Origin of the sequence: Pseudomonas sp. St386 (genome assembly GCF_018325865.1) — a bacterium.
GTDB classification, from domain to species: Bacteria; Pseudomonadota; Gammaproteobacteria; order Pseudomonadales; family Pseudomonadaceae; genus Aquipseudomonas; species Aquipseudomonas brassicacearum.
The window spans coordinates 5,019,380-5,039,394 of sequence record NZ_AP021900.1; the positions used below are offsets into that span (position 1 = coordinate 5,019,380).

Genomic DNA, 20,015 nt, shown 5'->3' on the forward strand with positions numbered 1-20,015 from the left:
TGTACGCTCCCACAGGGGGGGAGATCGCTCCGGGCGGCGTTCCGACAATGGCGGCAGATCTGCACCCCCTCATAAACCCGGCACAAAAAAATACCCCAGCCTCTCGACAGGGGTATTTCTTCAAACACAACGCTTGCAGCTTACTGGCGCATCAGTGGTTAACCGCCCCACTCGCCCCCAGGCCAGTCTGCGAACGCACGAACTGCGGGAAGAACAGCGCCCGCTCGTTTGCACCTTCAGCCGACTTGTCGGTAATGGAGAAGAACCAGATGCCGACGAAGGCAATGGCCATCGAGAACAGCGCAGGGTATTCATACGGGAAGATCGCCTTCTCGTGACCCATGATCTGCACCCAGATGGTCGGGCCGAGGATCATAAGGCCCACGGCACTGACCAGGCCCAGCCAGCCGCCAATCATGGCGCCACGGGTGGTCAGCTTCTTCCAGTACATCGAAAGCAGCAGTACCGGGAAGTTGCAGCTCGCCGCGATGGAGAACGCCAGGCCCACCATGAACGCGATGTTCTGCTTCTCGAACAGGATGCCCAGGCCGATCGCCAGCACCGCCAGGGCGATGGTGGTGATTTTCGAGACGCGAATCTCGTCCTTCTCGTTTGCCTTGCCTTTCTTGATCACGCTGGCATACAGGTCATGGGACACCGCCGAGGCACCGGCCAGGGTCAGGCCCGCGACGACCGCCAGGATGGTGGCAAAGGCTACCGCCGAGATGAAGCCCAGGAAGATACTGCCGCCCACAGCGTTGGCCAGGTGCACCGCCGCCATGTTGTTACCACCGAGCAAGGCACCTGCCGCGTCCTTGAAGACCGGGTTGGTGCTGACCAGCAGGATCGCGCCGAAGCCGATGATGAAGGTCAGGATGTAGAAGTAACCGATGAAGCCGGTGGCATACAGCACGCTCTTGCGCGCTTCCTTGGCGTCGCTCACGGTGAAGAAGCGCATCAGGATATGCGGCAGGCCAGCGGTACCGAACATCAGCGCCAGACCCAGGGAGAAGGCCGAGACCGGATCCTTCACCAGGCCGCCAGGGCTCATGATCGCCTCACCTTTAGGGTGAACCTTGACCGCTTCGGCAAACAGCATGTTGAAGTCGAAGTTGACGTGCTTCATGACCATCAGGGCCATGAACGAAGCACCCGACAGCAACAGCACTGCCTTGATGATCTGTACCCAGGTGGTGGCCAGCATGCCGCCGAACAACACGTAGAGGCACATCAGGATGCCCACCAGGATCACCGCAACGTGGTAGTCCAGGCCGAACAGCAGCTGGATCAGCTTGCCGGCACCGACCATTTGCGCGATCAGGTAGAACGCCACCACGACCAGCGAGCCACAGGCGGACAGACTGCGGATCTGGGTTTGCCCAAGGCGATAGGACGCCACGTCGGCAAAGGTGTACTTACCCAGGTTACGCAAGCGTTCAGCAATCAGGAACAGGATGATCGGCCAGCCCACCAGGAAGCCGATCGAGTAGATCAGACCGTCGTAGCCGGAGGCGAACACCAGTGCGGAGATCCCCAGGAAGGACGCCGCCGACATGTAGTCACCGGCAATGGCCAGGCCATTCTGGAAACCGGTGATCTTGCCGCCGGCCGCATAGTAGTCGGCCGCCGAGTTGTTTTTCTTGGACGCCCAGTAGGTGATATATAAAGTCGCGCCGACGAAGGCCACGAACATCAGGATAGCCGCGACGTTGAGGGGTTGTTTCTGCACGGCACCGGTCAGGGCTTCAGCCGCCCAGACGCCCGGGGCGAACGCTGCGATGCTCAATAGAGCCAGTAGACGCCGGATCATTGCTGAGCCTCCTTGAGAATCGCATTGTTCAGGTCGTCGAACTCGCCATTGGCGCGTCGTACGTAGATAGCGGTCAGGACGAAGGCCGAGACAATCAGGCCGACACCGATGGGAATGCCCCAGGTGATGGTGGACTCAGGCGTGATCTTGGCCCCGAGAATGTGTGGCCCGTAGGCGATCAGAAGAATGAAGCCGGAATACAGCCCAAGCATGATCGCCGAGAGAATCCAGGCGAACTTTTCCCGTTTTCTCACCAGCTCCTTGAAGCGCGGGCTGTTTTGAATCGAGAGGTAAATGCTGTCGTTCATTGTTTTTATCCTCGCAGCACAGATTTAATTGGAACAGCCCTACTCTATGCGGCTCAAGGCCAGGTTCCAGACGACCTTAGTATTAGAACGACATGACGGTTCTGCCAGTTTTCCGCAAAAAAAACCAAGCCCCTCCCACAGGGGTTTGCGTTGCGCTCAGAATTGCGGGCACAAAAAAACCGCATGACACACGGCCATGCGGTTTTTCGGAACAGCTAAACCAGGCCGATTACTTGCCGGTCCACTCCTTCACGCGGTCCGGGTGCTTGGCAACCCAGTCCTTGGCGGCGGCTTCAGGCTTGGCACCTTCCTGGATCGCCAGCATGACTTCGCCAATCTCGTCTTTCGAAGACCATTGGAATTTCTTCAGGAACGCGACCACTTCCGGTGCCTTGGCCTCCAGTTCCTTGCTGCCGATGCTGTTCACGGTTTCAGCCGCGCCGTAGACGCCTTTCGGGTCTTCCAGGAAGCGCAGTTTCCACTTGGCGAACATCCAGTGCGGCACCCAACCGGTGACGGCGATGGATTCGTTTTTCTTCTCGGCACGGGTCAGCTCGGCAATCATGCCGGCGCCGGAACTGGCCTTGAGTTGATAACCGGTCAGGTCGTAATCCTTGATGGCCTGTTCGGTCTTGAGCATTACACCTGAACCGGCGTCGATGCCGACGATGCGCTTCTTGAAGGAGTCGTCGGTTTTCAGATCCTCGAGCGACTTGGCCTTGACGTACTCCGGCACGATCAGGCCGATTTTGGCGTCCTTGAAGTTGGGGCCGTAGTCGACCACCTGGTCCTTGTTCTTCGTCCAATAGTCGCCGTGAGTCACCGGCAGCCAGGCCGAGAGCATCGCGTCGAGCTTACCGGTGGCCACGCCTTGCCACATGATCCCGGTCGCGACCGCTTGCAGCTTCACGTCATAACCGAGTTTCTGCTTGATCACTTCGGCGGCCACGTGGGTGGTCGCGACGCTGTCGGACCAGCCGTCAACGTAACCGATGCTCAGGGTTTTGGTTTCGGCGCTGGCCAAGGTGGAACTGATGGCCAGTACCAGTGCGGCACCTGCGCCCAAGAGTCGTCGCATCTTCATCGTTACTTCCCCGAAAGTGCTGCGCCCGACGGATGCCGGGCGGCGTCAACGTATAGTTATGATGCTCAGCGCCCCCATCACGCTCGCCCTCAAACCGGTCTGAACGCCAGTGGAGTACTGACTCGTTGATCATCAACCTGCTCCGATCCGGAACCTGCTCTGTCTGCGACGTCGAGGCAACGAGAAACGACATCAGAACGCCAGCTCTCAGTTCCAGGCATTTGTACCAGCGCCACACGTGAGATTTGCGGTCAAATCCGGCAAACGCCAGATAACTAGCCGCCAGCACGCACGACCGTGTATCTTCCCGCTACTATCGCGCCCCGTCCGTGCCTGTTTTGTGCCCATCATGGCACTTGGCTCCGCTTCGGTGGTCATAGCCTGCGAACCTCATTCGGCACCTTCCTCTAAGGGATCCAGTCATGCTCCGTTCCTTGCGCTTCGCTGCCCTTCTCGGCGGCCTTATCCTGAGTGCGTCCGCGCTGGCGGCAGATATTGACGCCGCCAGCTATGGCTACCCCTTGACCAACCCGTTCGAGGCGACCATCGCCACCACGCCACCGGACCTGCGTCCGGAGTTGCCGCTGATCGAAGACATCAACCAGGCAGACCACAGCCTGACCCTGCGCCCGGAACGCGAGTTCATCCTGCCGGACAACTTCTGGCCGGTGAAAAGCCTCACATACCGCATGGCCACCCAGGACAAACCCGCACCGCTGATTTTCCTGATCGCCGGCACCGGTGCGCGCTTTGACAGTAGCATTAATGAATACCTCAAGCGCCTCTACTACAAGGCCGGCTACCACGTGGTGCAGTTGTCCTCGCCCACCAGCTTCGACTTCATGAGCGCCGCTTCGCGCTTCGCCACGCCAGGCATTTCCAAGGAAGACGCCGAAGACATGTACCGGGTGATGCAAGCCGTGCGCGCGCAGAACCCCAAGCTGCCCGTGACCGAGTACTACCTGACCGGCTACAGCCTCGGCGCCCTGGATGCGGCCTTCGTCGCACACCTGGACGAAACCCGGCGCAGCTTCAATTTCAAGAAAGTGCTGCTGCTGAACCCGCCGGTGAACCTCTACACCTCGATCACCAACCTGGACAAACTGGTCCAGACCGAGGTCAAGGGTATCAACAACACCACCACCTTCTATGAACTGGTGCTGAACAAGCTGACGCGCTACTTCCAGCAAAAAGGCTACATCGACCTCAACGATGCCCTGCTCTACGACTTCCAGCAGTCCAAGCAACACCTGAGCAACGAGCAGATGGCCATGTTGATCGGCACCTCGTTCCGTTTCTCGGCCGCCGACATCGCGTTCACCTCGGACCTGATCAACCGCCGCGGGCTGATCATCCCGCCCAAGTTCCCGATTACCGAAAGCACCAGCCTGACGCCGTTCCTCAAGCGTGCGCTGCAATGCGATTTCGACTGTTACCTCACCGAGCAGGTGATCCCGATGTGGCGCGCGCGCACTGACGGCGGCAGCCTGTTGCAACTGGTCGATCAGGTCAGCCTGTACGCGCTGAAGGATTACCTGCATGACAGCCCGAAGATTGCCGTCATGCACAATGCCGACGACGTCATCCTCGGCCCGGGCGACCTGGGCTTCCTGCGCAAGACCTTTGGCGATCGCCTCACGGTTTATCCACTGGGCGGCCACTGCGGCAACCTTAACTACCGCGTCAACAGCGACGCCATGCTGGAGTTCTTCCGTGGCTAAATATCTGCTGCTTATCGCTGCGTTAATGAGTGCGGGCATGGTCCACGCCGACAACAGCAAGGCCAATGCGCCTGTGGTGGTGGATTCGGACGGCTTCAAGGAGCCGCTGAGCAAGCTCAAGTTCAACCCTGGCCTGGACCAACGCGAATTCGAGCGCTCGACCCTCAACGCCCTGAACGTCTATGACCCGCTGGAGTCCTGGAACCGCCGCGTCTACCACTTCAACTACCGCTTCGACCAATGGGTATTCCTGCCCGTGGTCGATGGCTACCGCTACGTCACGCCAAGCTTCGTGCGCACCGGGGTCAGCAACTTCTTCAATAACCTGGGGGATGTGCCAAACCTGATGAACAGCCTGCTGCAATTCAAGGGCAAGCGTTCGATGGAAACCACGGCGCGTCTGCTGCTCAACACCACCGTCGGCATCGCCGGCCTGTGGGACCCAGCCACCGCCATGGGCCTGCCGCGCCAGAGCGAAGACTTCGGCCAGACCCTGGGCTTCTACGGCGTACCGGGCGGCGCCTACTTCGTGTTGCCGATCTTCGGCCCGTCGAACCTGCGCGACACCTCAGGCCTGCTGGTGGACTACACAGCCGAATCGGCGATCAACTACCTGAACGTCTCCGAAGTCAGTTCCAACCACCCGGAGCTGCTGCTTCTGCGCGGCGTCGACAAGCGCTACCAGACCGGTTTCCGCTATGGGCAACTGAACTCGCCATTCGAGTATGAGAAGGTGCGCTACGTGTACACCGAGTCGCGCAAGTTGCAGATTGCCGAATAACTTTCGGCCACCCCAAAACCCACTGTGGGAGCAAGCGTGCTCGCGATAGCAGTCTGTCAGGCAACATTAATGTTGGATGTCAGGCCCTCATCGCGAGCAAGCTCGCTCCCACAGGGGTTATGTGTTGTCACTTTTAGCCTTTCAGCGCTTTCCAGATCTTGCCCACCGCCAGCACACCGACCAACACCACCGCCCCCGCGACAATCCCCGCCACCGCATTGAGCAACGTCGGCACGATAAACCCGGCACCACCGGCGCTGGCCGTCACGCTTTCGATCCAGTGATGCACCACCGGCACGCCATGGGTCAGGATGCCACCACCCACCAGGAACATCGCCGCCGTGCCGATCACCGACAGGCTTTTCATCATGTAGGGTGCCGCACTCAGGATGGCGCCGCCGATGCTTTTGGCGGCCTGCCCTGGCTTCTTGGTCAACCAGAGTCCCAGGTCATCGAGCTTGACGATCCCGGCCACCAGGCCATAGACCCCAATGGTCATGACGATGGCGATGCCCGACAGGACGATCACCTGCTGGGTCAGTGCGGCGTCGGCAACGGTGCCGAGGGTGATGGCGATGATTTCCGCTGACAGGATGAAGTCGGTGCGTACCGCGCCCTTGATCTTGTCCTTTTCAAACGCCACCAGATCGACCGCCGGATCCGACACGGCCTCGACCAGTTGCGCATGTTCGGCCTGGTCTTCAGCCTTGCTGTGAAGGAACTTGTGGGCCAGTTTTTCGAACCCTTCGAAACACAGATAAGCGCCGCCCACCATCAACAACGGCGTCACCAGCCACGGGACGAAGGCGCTGATCGCCAGCGCCGATGGCACCAGGATCAACTTGTTGATGAACGAACCCTTGGCCACCGCCCACACCACCGGCAGCTCCCGCTCGGCCCGTACACCAGAGACTTGCTGGGCGTTGAGCGCCAAGTCATCGCCGAGCACGCCAGCGGTCTTCTTGGCGGCCATCTTGGTCATCAGCGCAACATCGTCGAGCACGGTGGCGATATCGTCGATCAGTACCAGCAAACTGCTTCCAGCCATGGAGGGGCTCCTTGAATAATAATGCCGCGCAGCATACCGCGAGCCGCGGCGCCTTGGGCATTCTTGAGCGCCGCGCGAGGCCGGTGCTACCATGCGCCACCGCCAGAACAGGCAAGGAACCCCTGGGTTTATGAGCACTATCCGCGAGCGCAACAAAGAATTGATCCTGCGTGCCGCCAGCGAAGAGTTTGCCGACAAGGGCTTCGCCGCGACCAAGACCAGCGACATCGCGGCCAAGGCAGGCCTGCCCAAACCCAACGTCTACTACTACTTCAAATCCAAGGAAAACCTCTACCGCGAGGTCCTGGAAAGCATCATCGAGCCGATTCTCCAGGCTTCGACACCGTTCAATGCCGACGGTGTGCCCGGCGAGGTACTGAGCCACTACATCCGCTCCAAGATCCGCATTTCCCGCGACCTGCCCTTCGCCTCGAAAGTCTTCGCCAGCGAAATCATGCACGGCGCCCCCCACCTGAGCCCCGACCTGGTGGACCAACTCAACGCCCAGGCCCGGCACAACATCGCCTGCATCCAGACCTGGATCGACCGCGGCCAGATCGCCCCCATCGACCCCAACCACCTGATGTTCAGCATCTGGGCCGCCACCCAGACCTATGCCGATTTCGACTGGCAGATCAGCGCCGTGACCGGCAAGGCCAAGCTCGATGAGGCGGATTACGAAGCGGCGGCGCAGACGATTATTCGGTTGGTGTTGAAGGGGTGTGAGCCAGACTGAAGACTGAGTAGCCCTCATCGCGAGCAAGCTCGCTCCCACAGGGTTTTGCGGCGCCCTTGTGGGAGCGAGCTTGCTCGCGATTGAAGACAACTCGATTTCAAGTCAAAGCCAAATGGCATCCCACAGCGGATAGTCGCCAAGTCGCTCTACCAGGCCTGCCCGCAGTGGATTTGCCACAACATAGCGAGCCAGCTTTACCAAATCCTCTTCCCGCCGCAGAGCTCGATCGTGGTATCCCGGTTGCCAAAGGCTGCCTCTGTGCCCTGTGGACATGTTTACCGCCCGAGCACTCAAGGACTTGGTTTTTTGCATCAGCTCATTCAACGAGCCTTGCTGCAATTCAATCAACCAATGGAAATGGTCAGGCATGATCACCCAAGCCAATGACTTCGCCCTTCTCTCAACCTGGGCACACCTAAATTGCTCAACGACCAATCGACCTAAAGCGAAATCCTGGAAAATCGGCTTTCGCTCAGCCGTGTTAGTGGTCAATAGATAGATTCGATTCAACTCACCGTAACGACCGGTGCGCAAACGACGTGAAGCAGGTAGATCAGGCATTCCTTCGCCTCTCCAATGATCAGGTCATCAAAGGCTAGGCCTGTAGATTTTTGAATGCCGGACAGACTCTTGGCTGGATGTGTCTGGTAGATCGTCATCGCGAGCAAGCTCGCTCCCACACTAGGCTTGCGGTGTTCAGACATCATGTGTCGAACATCAAGCCCTGTGGGAGCGAGCTTGCTCGCGATGAGGCCCGTCAATTCACCGCAAAATCAAACAGTAATCCCCACATCCGCCCTCAACTGCACCGCCTCCACCGCCCTGACCGCCACCTGCTCATCCACATCCGAAACATCACCACTGACACCAATCGCCCCCAGCACCTTCCCATCCTGATCCCTGATCAATACCCCACCCGGGGCCGGTACGACATTGCCCTGTCCCAGCCCGTTCAATGCCGCGAAAAACGCCGGGCGTTGCTGGGCGTCCTGGGCGAGCAGGCGTGAGCCTTTGCCCAGGGCGATGGCGCCCCAGGCCTTGCCGATGGCGATCTGCGGGCGAAGCAGGCTGGCGCCGTCTTCGCGCTGCAAGGCAACCAGGTGCCCGCCGCTGTCCAGGACCGCGACGGTCAGGGGCGCAGCGCTGATTTCACGACCGGCGGCAAGGGCTTGCCCGGCGAGGTTGACGGCGATTTTCAAGGTTAGAACGCTCATGGGTGCTGTCCTTCTTTTGTTATGGGAAAGCCTTGCGGGCTTCACTTTCAGCAAAACCGAACACAACAAATAGAACACAACAAAACATATTTTTGTATACAATAATTTTCACAAAGCACCTTGATCGATGAAAGGCCGCAGCAAAATCTGGCCTTCCGACGAATGAAACAGATGCTTGAGGAAATGGATTGACCTGCGCCGTTTGCCGTGAATACACTCTGCGCAAAGCCACTTGTATACAATTACAAAACGTAAGAGGCACAAAACAATGAGCAAAATGAGAGCAATCGAAGCCGCGGTCCTGGTAATGCGCCGTGAAGGCGTGGACACCGCCTTCGGTATTCCGGGTGCCGCGATCAACCCGCTGTACTCCGCCCTGCAGAAGGTGGGTGGCATCGATCACGTCCTTGCTCGCCACGTTGAAGGCGCCTCGCACATGGCCGAGGGCTACACCCGCACCAAGGCCGGCAATATCGGTGTGTGCATCGGCACCTCGGGCCCGGCCGGCACCGACATGGTGACCGGGCTCTACAGCGCCTCGGCCGATTCGATCCCGATCCTGTGCATCACCGGGCAAGCGCCCCGCGCCCGTATGCACAAGGAAGACTTTCAGGCAGTGGATATCACCAGCATCGTCAAACCCGTGACCAAGTGGGCAACCACCGTGCTGGAGCCGGGCCAGGTGCCGTATGCCTTCCAGAAGGCGTTCTTTGAGATGCGCTCCGGCCGTCCGGGCCCGGTGCTGATCGACCTGCCGTTCGACGTGCAGATGGCCGAGATCGAATTCGACATCGACGCCTACCAGCCACTGCCCCTGGCCAAACCCGCGGCCAACCGCGTGCAGATCGAGAAAGCCCTGGCGATGCTCAATCAGGCTGAACGTCCATTGCTGGTGGCTGGCGGCGGCATCATCAACGCCGACGCCAGCGAACTGCTGGTGGAGTTCGCCGAGCTGACCGGCATTCCCGTCATCCCGACCTTGATGGGCTGGGGCACCATCCCCGACGATCATCCGCTGATGGTCGGCATGGTCGGCCTGCAAACCTCCCATCGCTATGGCAACGCAACCTTGCTCAAGTCGGACGTGGTGCTGGGCGTCGGCAACCGCTGGGCCAACCGCCATACCGGTTCGGTGGATGTCTATACCGAAGGCCGCACGTTCATTCACGTGGACATCGAGCCGACCCAGATCGGCCGCGTGTTCACTCCCGACCTGGGCATCGTTTCCGACGCCGCCTCGGCCCTGACGGTGTTCATCGAAGTGGCTCGTGAATGGCAAGCCGCCGGCAAGCTGAAAAATCGCGACGCCTGGTTGCAAGACTGCCAGCAGCGCAAGGCCAGCCTGCAACGCAAGACGCACTTCGACAACGTGCCGGTCAAGCCACAGCGGGTGTACGAAGAAATGAACCAGGTATTCGGCAAGGACACCTGCTACGTCAGCACCATTGGCCTGTCACAGATCGCCGGGGCGCAGTTCCTCCACGTCTACAAGCCACGCCACTGGATCAACTGCGGCCAGGCAGGTCCTTTGGGCTGGACCATTCCGGCCGCGCTGGGGGTGGTCAAGGCCGACCCGAGCCGCAAGGTCGTGGCGCTGTCGGGTGACTATGACTTCCAGTTCATGATCGAAGAGCTGGCGGTGGGTGCGCAGTTCAAGCTGCCCTACATCCACGTCGTGGTGAACAACTCCTACCTGGGTTTGATTCGCCAGGCCCAGCGCGGGTTCGACATGGACTACTGCGTGCAGCTGTCCTTCGACAACCTCAACGCACCGGAGCTCAACGGCTATGGCGTGGACCACATTGCCGTGGCCGAAGGCCTGGGGTGCAAGGCGTTGCGAGTGTTCGAGCCGTCCGGTATCCAGCCGGCCCTGCGCCAGGCCCAGGCGATGATCGAGGAGTTCAAGGTGCCGGTGATCGTCGAGATCATCCTGGAACGGGTGACCAACATTTCCATGGGCACCGAGATCAACGCCGTCAATGAGTTTGAAGATCTGGCGCTTGTGGGCAACGATGCCCCGACTGCCATTTCGCTACTCGACTGACCGAACGGCGTCCCTGTGGGAGCGAGCTTGCTCGCGATGACGGCGCTACATTCAACATGGATGCAAGCAGACACACCGCTATCGCGAGCAAGCTCGCTCCCACAGGGGGCCTGCCAACTATCTACAGGAGACCACCATGCCGCGTTTCGCCGCCAACCTGTCCATGCTGTTCACCGAGCAGGATTTCCTCGCCCGTTTCGAAGCCGCCGCCAAGGCTGGGTTCAGTGGCGTCGAATACCTGTTCCCCTATGACTACAGCTCCGCCGAACTCAAGGCCTTGCTCGACGCCAATGGCCTGACCCAGGTGCTGTTCAACCTGCCGGCCGGTGACTGGGCCAAGGGCGAGCGCGGCATTGCCTGCCTGCCGGACCGAGTCGAGGAATTCCGCGCCGGTGTCGACCTGACCATCGCCTACGCCCAGGTGCTGGGCAACACCCAGGTCAACTGCCTCTCGGGGATTCGCCCGCAGAACTGCAGTGAAACCCTGGTGGAGAAAACCTTCGTCGCCAACCTGAAATACGCCGCCGAGAAGCTCCAGGCCAAAGGCATCAAGCTGGTAATGGAAGCCATCAACACCCGCGACATCCCCGGCTTCTACCTGAACAACACCGCCCAGGCCCTGTCGATCCACGAGCAGGTGGGCAGCGCCAACCTGTTCCTGCAATACGACATCTACCACATGCAGATCATGGAAGGTGACCTGGCCCGGACCCTGTCAGCGCACCTGGGCGAGATCAACCACGTACAACTGGCGGACAACCCGGGCCGCAACGAGCCGGGCACGGGCGAGATCAACTATCGCTTCCTGTTCGAACACCTGGACCGCATCGGCTACACGGGTTGGGTCGGCTGCGAATACAAGCCGCTGACCACCACCGAAGCGGGCCTGGGCTGGCTGAAAACCCATAACGCGATCTGACCCAACTCCTCCCCTTGTGGGAGCGAGCTTGCTCGCGATGACGTCGGTACAGCCAACATCACCGGCACTGACCCACCGCTATCGCGAGCAAGCTCGCTCCCACAGGAAAGCATTCCCCCATTTGCCTGAAGCAGCGATAACAACAAGAGGATTTCCCCATGGCTAAAATCGGATTCATCGGCACCGGCATCATGGGCCACCCCATGGCATTGAACCTGCAAAAGGCCGGTCACAGCCTGCTCCTGTCCCAGCACCACGACCCGGCCCCGGCCGATCTGCTGGCCGGTGGCGCAGTGGCATTGGCCAACCCAAAGGAAGTGGCCCAGGAAGCCGAGTTCATCATCGTCATGGTCCCGGACACCCCGCAGGTCGAAGACGTGCTGTTCCGCGCCGACGGCGTGGCGGCGGGCGTGGGCGCGGGCAAGGTGGTGATCGACATGAGCTCGATCTCCCCCACCGCCACCAAGGCGTTCGCGGCGAAGATCAATGAAAAAGGCGCGCAGTACCTTGATGCCCCGGTGTCCGGCGGTGAAGTCGGTGCCAAGGCGGCGACCCTGAGCATCATGGTCGGTGGCGATAGCGCCGCCTTCGAGCGCGCCCTGCCGCTGTTCCAGGCCATGGGCAAGAACATCACCCTGGTGGGCGGCAATGGCGATGGCCAGACCGCCAAAGTCGCGAACCAGATCATCGTTGCCCTGAACATCCAGGCCGTGGCCGAGGCTTTGTTGTTCGCTTCGAAAAACGGTGCCGACCCGGCCAAGGTCCGTGAAGCGCTGATGGGCGGTTTCGCTTCGTCGAAGATCCTCGAAGTGCACGGCGAACGCATGATCAAGGGCACCTTCGATCCAGGCTTCCGCATCAGCCTGCACCAGAAGGACCTGAACCTGGCCCTGCAAGGCGCCAGGGAACTGAACATCAACCTGCCCAACACCGCCAACGCCCAACAAGTGTTCAGCACCTGCGCGGCCATTGGTGGCAGCAACTGGGATCACTCCGCGTTGATCAAGGGGTTGGAGCATATGGCCAATTTCTCCATCCGCGACAAATAAGCCCTGCACTCCCCCCTGTGGGAGCGAGCTTGCTCGCTCCCACAGGGTCCGCATCAACACTAATAATAAAAACCGGGAGCCCGCCATGTCGGTCGATCCGCAACAACTGCTGCGCGAGCTGTTTGCCACAGCCATCGACGCGGCCCATCCGCAACACGTCCTTGAACGCTACCTGCCCAGCGGCCGCAGCGGTCGAGTGATCGTCATCGGTGCCGGCAAGGCCGCGGCAGCCATGGCGCAAGTGGTCGAGCGCTGCTGGCAGGGCGAAGTGTCTGGCCTGGTGGTGACCCGCTACGGCCATGGCGCGCCCTGCCAGAAAATCGAAATAGTGGAAGCCGCCCACCCGGTGCCTGACGCCGCCGGCTTGGCCGTGGCCCGGCGGGTGCTGGAAATGGTCAGCAACCTCAGCGAAGACGACCGGGTGATCTTCCTGCTGTCCGGCGGCGGTTCTGCCCTGTTGGCCTTGCCCGCCGAAGGCATCACCCTGGCCGACAAGCAATCGATCAACAAAGCCTTGCTCAAGTCCGGCGCGACCATCGGCGAAATGAATTGCGTGCGCAAGCACCTCTCGGCGATCAAGGGCGGGCGCCTGGGCAAGGCCTGCTGGCCGGCGACGGTGTACACCTACGCGATTTCCGATGTGCCCGGGGATCTTGCCACGGTCATTGCCTCCGGCCCTACCGTGGCCGACCCCAGCACGTCGGCCGAAGCCCTGGCGATTCTGCAGCGCTACCGGATCGAGGTGCCGGCCTCGGTGCGCAACTGGTTGCAAAGTCCAGCATCGGAAACCGTCAAGCCCGGCGACCCGAGCCTGGCCCGCAACCACTTCCAATTGATCGCCCGCCCCCAGCAGTCATTGGAGGCCGCGGCAGTGAAGGCGCGCCAGGCCGGTTTCAGCCCGTTGATCCTCGGTGACCTGGAAGGCGAATCCCGGGAGGTGGCGAAAGTCCACGCCGGCATCGCCCGGCAAATCGCCCTGCACGGCCAGCCACTGGCGGCGCCGTGCGTGATCCTCTCCGGCGGCGAAACCACCGTCACCGTGCGCGGCGACGGTCGTGGCGGGCGCAATGCCGAATTCCTGCTGAGCCTGACTGACAGCCTCAAGGGTCATCCCGGCATCTACGCGCTGGCCGGCGACACCGACGGCATCGACGGTTCCGAAGACAACGCCGGTGCCCTCATGACCCCGGACAGTTATCGCCGCGCCGCCGAGCTGGGCCTGTGCGCCAGCGACGAGTTGGACAACAACAATGGCTACGGCTACTTCGCCGCCCTGGATGCGCTGATCGTCACCGAACCGACCCGCACCAACGTCAACGACTTTCGCGCCATCCTGATCCTCGAGAACCCCAAACATGACGCCTGATAAAAAGGTCAAGATCCTCGCGACTCTCGGCCCCGCCACCCGCGGCATCGATGACATCCGCGCGCTGGTACAGGCCGGCGTGAACATCTTCCGCCTGAACTTCAGCCACGGCGAGCATGCCGATCACGCCCAGCGCTACCAGTGGATTCGCGAGGTCGAGCAGCAGCTCAATTACCCGCTGGGCATCCTGATGGACCTGCAAGGCCCGAAGCTGCGGGTCGGCCGGTTCGCCGACGGCAAGGTCCTGCTGCAACGCGGCCAGGCCCTGCGTCTGGATCTGGACCCGACGCCCGGCGATCAACGCCGGGTCAACCTGCCCCACCCGGAGATCATCGCGGCCCTGGAGCCCGGCATGGACCTGCTGCTGGACGACGGCAAATTGCGCCTGCGCGTGACCGCCAGGCACAGCGACGCCATCGACACCGAGGTGCTCAACGGCGGTGAGCTGTCGGACCGCAAAGGCGTGAACGTCCCCCAGGCCGTGCTCGACCTGAGTCCTTTGACCGCCAAGGACCGGCGCGACTTGAGTTTCGGCCTGGAGCTGGGCGTGGACTGGGTGGCATTGTCGTTCGTCCAGCGACCCGAGGACATCCGCGAGGCCCGGGCGCTGATCGGCGACAAGGCGTTCCTGATGGCGAAAATCGAGAAACCATCGGCGGTGACCCAACTACGGGAAATCGCCGAATTGAGCGACGCGATCATGGTTGCTCGCGGTGACCTGGGTGTCGAAGTCCCGGCCGAGAGCGTGCCGCAGATCCAGAAGAACATCATCGGCACCTGCCGCGCCCTCGGCAAACCGGTGGTGGTGGCGACCCAGATGCTCGAATCGATGCGTTTCTCCCCGGCACCCACCCGCGCCGAAGTCACCGACGTGGCCAACGCCGTGGCCGAAGGGGCCGACGCGGTGATGCTGTCGGCGGAAACCGCTTCAGGGGATTACCCCCTCGAAGCCGTGCAGATGATGAGCAAGATCATCCGCCAAGTGGAAAACGGCCCCGACTACCAGGCGCAATTGGACGTCAGCCGGCCGAAAGCCGAGGCCACAGTGTCGGATGCGATCAGTTGCGCGATCTGCCGTATCAGCAATGTGCTGCCGGTGGCGGTGCTGGTGAACTACAGCGAATCGGGCAGTTCCAGCCTGCGGGCGGCGCGGGAACGGCCTACGGTGCCGATCCTCAACCTCACGCCGAACCTGCAGGCCGCTCGCCGCCTGACGGTGGCCTGGGGCGTGCACTCGGTGGTCAACGATCGGTTGAAGCAAGTGGATGAAGTCTGTTCCACGGCCCTGGAAATCGCCCAGGCCCAAGGCATGGCCCAGCGCGGCGATACCTTGCTGATTACTGCGGGCGTGCCGTTCGGGCAGCCGGGGTCGACCAATTCGTTGCGCATTGAGACGTTGATCTAGCGCCTGTACTGGCCCCTTCGCGAGCAAGCTCGCTCCCACACTGGATTTGCGGCGACCACAAAACCCTTGTGGGAGCGAGCCTGCTCGCGATGAGGGCAACTCGGTCCATCAGATATATCAACCATGCCCAACACCCACTGCCCCGACTGGGCCACCGCCCTGCTCAACGGCTTCAGCCAGATCTTCCTACAGCGCCATCCGTTGTGCGGCCTGCTGTGCCTGCTGGCGATTCTGCTCACTGCGCCCGCCCTGTTCGGCAGCGCGTTGCTGGGTGGGGTGGCCGGGTTGCTCACGGCCCAGCGACGCGGTTACGCCAAGGCCGACCGGCAAGCCGGGCTGTTCAGCTACAACGGCATTCTGCTGGGCTTGCTGCTGAGCCTCGCGTTGCCCTGGTCCGTCCTGTTGCCACCGTTGATCATCGCGGCAGGCGGTCTCAGCGCGATGCTGACCCAGCAATGGCTCAAGCGCACCCGTGGCCCTCGATGCCTGCCCGCCTACACCGCGCCTTTTGTAGGGTTGGCTTGGCTGCTGGTGAGTCTCACCCTGCCGCCGTCCCCAACCACCTCGATTGAAATGACAGTACCCAACCTGTTGGCCGCGCATTTGAGCGGGCTGGGCCAGGTCATGTTTCTCGGCCATCCGGCGGCGGGTGCGCTGATCGCGGCGGGTCTGCTGCTGGCCGACCGTCGTGCCGCCGCTTGGGCGTTGTTCGGTTCCGCCGCAGGCCTGGCCTTCGCCTTGTCGCAACATGAAAACGCAACCGCTCTTTGCGGCCTTGGCGGTTACAACCCGGTGTTGGTGGCGCTGGCCCTCAGCCAACAGCGCCGCCAAGCCTGGCTGCCGCTGGCGGGCATTCTCCTGGCGGTCATGCTTACCCCAGGTTTTATCGCCCTCGGCCTGCCTCCCCTGACGGCACCGTTCATCCTCACCTGCTGGTTGATCCAGGCCACCGGCCGGGCGTGGCGCCAAGCCAGCCTCGACAGCGCGCCTTGCGCTCTGCAGGGCAATCGCCCTAGGCTTCGCTGATTCCGGTTCAGGCGAAGATTATGCAAAGCAGCAACAATTGGCGTGAACGCCTCTACGTGATCATTTTCCAGGCCGACACCGTGGCCGGCCGGCGCTTCGATAGCACCTTGCTGTTGATCATCCTCGCCAGCCTGGTGATCGTGATGCTCGACAGCATCGATAGCGTGCACAAAAATTACGCGGCCCTGCTGGCCGGTATCGAGTGGGGCTTCACCTTCGTCTTCATCGTCGAGTACGGCCTGCGCCTGTACTGCTCGCCCAAGCCGCTGCGCTATGCCTTCAGTTTCTATGGCCTGGTGGATCTGCTGGCGATCGTGCCGGGGATCCTGGCTCTGTACTACAGCGATGCCCAATACCTGTTGATCATTCGGATCATCCGGATGCTGCGGATTTTCCGGGTGCTCAAGCTCAGTCCCTACCTCAAGCAAGCCAACTACCTGATGGCGGCGCTGCGGGGAAGCAAGCAGAAAATCATCGTGTTCCTGCTCAGCGTCTCGACCCTGGTGACCGTCTTCGGCACGCTGATGTACGTCATCGAAGGCCCTGGGAATGGCTTCACCAGCATCCCCAAAGGCATCTATTGGGCTATCGTGACACTCACAACCGTGGGCTTCGGCGACATCGTGCCCAAGACGCCACTGGGCCAGGTGGTGTCGTCCCTGGTGATGATCACCGGTTATTCGATCATCGCCGTGCCGACGGGCATTTTCACCGCTGAACTGGCCACCGCCATGCGCGGCGACCAGCTCCAGCATGATTGCCCGGTGTGCAGCAAAAACAACCACGAACACGGTGCTGCTTTCTGCTCCCGTTGTGGCAATGCGCTGTTTAAGAAATTGGAATAAGCAAAGCACTTTTTGATGCTTGAAGGTCTATAGGCTTGCAGCTAGTGTGCTGGCTAATTGCCCGGAACCCCCGTTCGAATAAAAAGGAATTCGCTGTGAAGAACTTCTTTGGCGCCTCACTTCTCGCCGTCGGCCTGACCTTCGGCAGCCTGGCCCACGCCGCCCCGACCCTGCTCAACGTTTCCTACGACGTGATGCGCGATTTCTACAAGGACTACAACGCAGCCTTCCAGAAGCACTGGCAGGCCGAGCACAACGAAAACATCACCGTGCAGATGTCGTTCGGCGGCTCCAGCAAGCAGGCGCGCTCGGTGATCGACGGCCTGCCGGCGGATGTCATCACCATGAACATGGCCACCGACATCAACGCCTTGGCGGACAATGGCAAACTGGTGCCCGAGAACTGGGTCACCCGCCTGCCGAACAACAGCGCGCCGTTCACCTCGGCCACGGTGTTCATCGTACGCAAAGGCAACCCGAAAGCCTTGAAAGACTGGCCCGACCTGCTCAAGGACGGTGTGCAGGTGATCGTGCCCAACCCGAAAACCTCCGGCAACGGTCGCTACACCTACCTCTCGGCTTGGGGTTATGTGCTGAAGAATGGCGGTGACGAGAACAAGGCCAAGGACTTCGTCGGCAAGCTGTTCAAGCAAGCGCCGGTACTGGACACCGGCGGTCGCGCCGCGACGACCACCTTCATGACCAACCAGATCGGCGATGTGCTGGTGACCTTTGAAAACGAAGCGGAAATGATCGCCCGCGAATTCGGTCGCGACCAGTTCGAAGTGATCTACCCGAGCGTTTCCGCCGAGGCCGAGCCGCCGGTCAGCGTGGTCGACAAGGTTGTCGAGAAAAAAGGCTCCCGCGAAGCCGCCGAGGCCTACCTCAAGTACCTGTGGTCGCCCGAAGGCCAGGAAATCGCCGCCGCCAACTACCTGCGCCCACGGGATCCGGCGGTACTGGCCAAATACACCGACCGCTTCCCGAAAGTGGACTTCCTGTCGGTGGAAAAAACCTTCGGCGACTGGCGCACGGTGCAGAAGACTCACTTCAATGACGGTGGGGTTTTCGACCAGATCTACAGCGGGCAATAAGAGAGGACAAGCTGTACGCGATCCTGTGGCGAGGGGATCTGTGGGAGCAAAGCTTGCTCGCGATGAAAACAGCGCGGGGCCTCTGGAACCGAGGTGCCTGTATCGCGGGCAAGCCTTGCTCCCACACAAGCTTGCCCCGACCACACAAGCTTTGCTCCCTCAGATCCCCTTGCCACAAAATCTTCCCAGCGTCCTTGTGCGTCCCATCATCAACTGCAAGCATGTCTGATATCAACCACAAGCCCTGTTCCAGGGCCCCATAACGCTTTAGCCTCGCGCCATCTTTCCTGTTCACTGACGAGATTGCCATGAGTGCTCATTCACCTACCTCGCCCGGCAGCCCCCTGACCCGCGGCATGGTCCTGCTCTTCGCCTTCTGCTGCGGCGCCATCGTCGCCAACATCTACTACGCCCAACCCATCATCGAACTGATCGCACCCGACGTCGGCCTGAGCAGCACCATGGCCAGCCTGATCGTCTCGCTGACCCAGATCGGTTATGCCCTTGGCCTGTTTTTCCTGGTGCCACTGGGGGACTTGCTGGAAAACCGTCGGCTGATGATCATCACCACCGTGGTGGCGATCGCCAGTTTGTTAGGGGCAGCGTTCACCGATCAACCGAATGTATTCCTGCTGGTTTCACTGCTGGTGGGGTTCAGCTCGGTGTCGGTGCAAGTCCTGATTCCGCTGGCCGCGCACCTGGCGCCGGAAGAAACCCGGGGGCGGGTCGTGGGTGGGATCATGGGCGGTCTGCTGCTGGGGATCCTGCTGGCGCGGCCGGTCTCCAGCGTCGTGGCCGATCACTTCGGCTGGCGGGCCATGTTCATCATCGCCGCCGTGTTGATGGCCGCCATCAGCATCGTCCTGGCGCTGACCGTGCCCAAGCGCCAGCCCGACCATAGCGCTACCTACGGTCAACTGCTGGGCTCGCTCGGTACCCTGCTGCGCCAGCAACCGCTGCTGCGGCAACGGGCGTTCTACCAGGCTTGCATGTTCGCCACGTTCAGTCTGTTCTGGACCGCCGTGCCGCTGGAGCTGTCACGTAACCATGGCCTGTCCCAGACTGAAATCGCGCTGTTCGCCCTGGTCGGTGCCATTGGTGCCATCGCCGCGCCCATCGCCGGTCGCCTGGCGGATGCCGGCCATACCCGCAACGCCTCGTTGCTGGCGATGTTGTTCGCCAGCCTGAGTTTCCTGCCGGCATTCATCCATCCGCTCTACAGCGTGATCGGCCTGGCGGTGACTGGCGTGGTCCTGGATTTCTGTGTGCAGATGAACATGGTCCTGGGCCAGCGCACCATCTATGCCCTCGATGCCAAGAGTCGCGGCCGACTGAATGCGCTGTACATGACCAGTATCTTCGTCGGTGGCGCCTTCGGCTCATCGATTGCCAGTGCGGTGTACGAACACGGCGGTTGGTTGTGGGTGGTGATCGTCGGCAGTGCCTTCCCACTGTTGGCCTTGCTGCGCTTCTTGAGCACCTCGCGCAAGCCGTCCCTGGCTACGGCCTGAATACCCCACGCATAAAAAGCCCGGTCGCCTTCAGCGCCCGGGCTTTTTGGTGGA

The 20,015-nt window shown here is 61.2% G+C and carries 18 protein-coding genes; 12 read left to right on the forward strand and 6 right to left on the reverse strand.

The genetic code is table 11. From position 1 onward, the window contains the following. Window positions 1-151 precede the first annotated feature (151 nt). From KI235_RS22140 to KI235_RS22150, 3 genes are all read right to left on the reverse strand, one after another. Window positions 152-1,810: a cation/acetate symporter ActP gene (locus KI235_RS22140; protein ID WP_003204443.1), complete on the reverse strand. Its 1,659-nt coding sequence runs from the start codon at window positions 1,808-1,810 to the stop codon at window positions 152-154. Further along, window positions 1,807-2,118, reverse strand: a complete 312-nt coding sequence (locus KI235_RS22145; RefSeq protein ID WP_003204445.1) for a DUF485 domain-containing protein — start codon at window positions 2,116-2,118, stop codon at window positions 1,807-1,809. The genes KI235_RS22140 and KI235_RS22145 overlap by 4 nt, the downstream gene beginning before the upstream one ends. Before the next feature lie 229 nt (window positions 2,119-2,347). After that, entirely contained in the window at window positions 2,348-3,202 is an 855-nt protein-coding gene (locus tag KI235_RS22150) for a glycine betaine ABC transporter substrate-binding protein (RefSeq protein WP_003204447.1), read from the reverse strand. 422 nt (window positions 3,203-3,624) lie between these two features. Between KI235_RS22150 and KI235_RS22155 the strand changes: the two genes are divergently transcribed. Both KI235_RS22155 and KI235_RS22160 read left to right on the forward strand, forming a co-directional pair. Then, window positions 3,625-4,923, forward strand: a complete 1,299-nt coding sequence (locus KI235_RS22155) for a hypothetical protein (RefSeq protein WP_003204449.1) — start codon at window positions 3,625-3,627, stop codon at window positions 4,921-4,923. Next, on the forward strand, window positions 4,916-5,704 hold the full coding sequence (locus tag KI235_RS22160) for a VacJ family lipoprotein (RefSeq protein WP_003204451.1): 789 nt from the start codon (window positions 4,916-4,918) through the stop codon (window positions 5,702-5,704). The genes KI235_RS22155 and KI235_RS22160 overlap by 8 nt, the downstream gene beginning before the upstream one ends. Window positions 5,705-5,837: 133 nt before the next feature. Here KI235_RS22160 and KI235_RS22165 read toward each other — a convergent pair whose 3' ends face one another. Next, window positions 5,838-6,752 carry a DUF808 domain-containing protein gene (locus KI235_RS22165; RefSeq protein ID WP_212795299.1) on the reverse strand — a complete coding sequence of 305 codons (915 nt, stop codon included), beginning with the start codon at window positions 6,750-6,752 and terminating at the stop codon, window positions 5,838-5,840. A gap of 130 nt (window positions 6,753-6,882) precedes the next feature. Between KI235_RS22165 and KI235_RS22170 the strand changes: the two genes are divergently transcribed. Beyond that, window positions 6,883-7,488: a TetR/AcrR family transcriptional regulator gene (locus tag KI235_RS22170; protein WP_003204456.1), complete on the forward strand. Its 606-nt coding sequence runs from the start codon at window positions 6,883-6,885 to the stop codon at window positions 7,486-7,488. A gap of 102 nt (window positions 7,489-7,590) precedes the next feature. Here the strand turns inward: KI235_RS22170 and KI235_RS22175 are convergent, their stop codons facing one another. Next, on the reverse strand, window positions 7,591-8,049 hold the full coding sequence (locus tag KI235_RS22175) for a transposase (RefSeq protein WP_003204457.1): 459 nt from the start codon (window positions 8,047-8,049) through the stop codon (window positions 7,591-7,593). 212 nt (window positions 8,050-8,261) lie between these two features. Continuing rightward, window positions 8,262-8,702: a heme-binding protein gene (locus KI235_RS22180; RefSeq protein WP_003204460.1), complete on the reverse strand. Its 441-nt coding sequence runs from the start codon at window positions 8,700-8,702 to the stop codon at window positions 8,262-8,264. Window positions 8,703-8,970: 268 nt separating this feature from the next. Between KI235_RS22180 and gcl the strand changes: the two genes are divergently transcribed. The 9 genes from gcl (at window position 8,971) to KI235_RS22225 (ending at window position 19,961) form a co-directional block, all read left to right on the forward strand. Next, complete coding sequence (gene gcl, locus KI235_RS22185) at window positions 8,971-10,746, forward strand: glyoxylate carboligase (RefSeq protein WP_003204462.1); 1,776 nt, start codon at window positions 8,971-8,973, stop codon at window positions 10,744-10,746. A 136-nt stretch (window positions 10,747-10,882) separates the two neighbouring features. Next, window positions 10,883-11,665 (forward strand): hydroxypyruvate isomerase, encoded by a 783-nt coding sequence (hyi, locus tag KI235_RS22190; protein WP_212795300.1) that lies wholly within the window; start codon window positions 10,883-10,885, stop codon window positions 11,663-11,665. Window positions 11,666-11,823: 158 nt separating this feature from the next. Continuing rightward, window positions 11,824-12,714, forward strand: coding sequence for a 2-hydroxy-3-oxopropionate reductase (locus KI235_RS22195; RefSeq protein ID WP_003204466.1), 891 nt, complete (start codon window positions 11,824-11,826; stop codon window positions 12,712-12,714). A gap of 85 nt (window positions 12,715-12,799) precedes the next feature. Then, window positions 12,800-14,080 (forward strand): glycerate kinase, encoded by a 1,281-nt coding sequence (locus KI235_RS22200; RefSeq protein WP_027911523.1) that lies wholly within the window; start codon window positions 12,800-12,802, stop codon window positions 14,078-14,080. Next, window positions 14,070-15,485 carry a pyruvate kinase gene (gene pyk / locus KI235_RS22205; RefSeq protein ID WP_212795301.1) on the forward strand — a complete coding sequence of 472 codons (1,416 nt, stop codon included), beginning with the start codon at window positions 14,070-14,072 and terminating at the stop codon, window positions 15,483-15,485. Before KI235_RS22200 ends, pyk begins: the two co-directional genes overlap by 11 nt. A 123-nt stretch (window positions 15,486-15,608) precedes the next feature. Beyond that, window positions 15,609-16,511, forward strand: a complete 903-nt coding sequence (locus KI235_RS22210; protein ID WP_038855984.1) for an urea transporter — start codon at window positions 15,609-15,611, stop codon at window positions 16,509-16,511. A gap of 20 nt (window positions 16,512-16,531) precedes the next feature. Continuing rightward, a complete protein-coding gene (locus tag KI235_RS22215; protein WP_003204472.1) occupies window positions 16,532-17,356 on the forward strand; it encodes an ion transporter in 825 nt (274 codons plus the stop codon). 95 nt (window positions 17,357-17,451) lie between these two features. Next, a complete protein-coding gene (locus KI235_RS22220) occupies window positions 17,452-18,450 on the forward strand; it encodes a sulfate ABC transporter substrate-binding protein (protein ID WP_003204473.1) in 999 nt (332 codons plus the stop codon). 308 nt (window positions 18,451-18,758) lie between these two features. Continuing rightward, complete coding sequence (locus KI235_RS22225) at window positions 18,759-19,961, forward strand: MFS transporter (protein ID WP_003204475.1); 1,203 nt, start codon at window positions 18,759-18,761, stop codon at window positions 19,959-19,961. The last annotated feature ends 54 nt before the right edge of the window (window positions 19,962-20,015 follow it).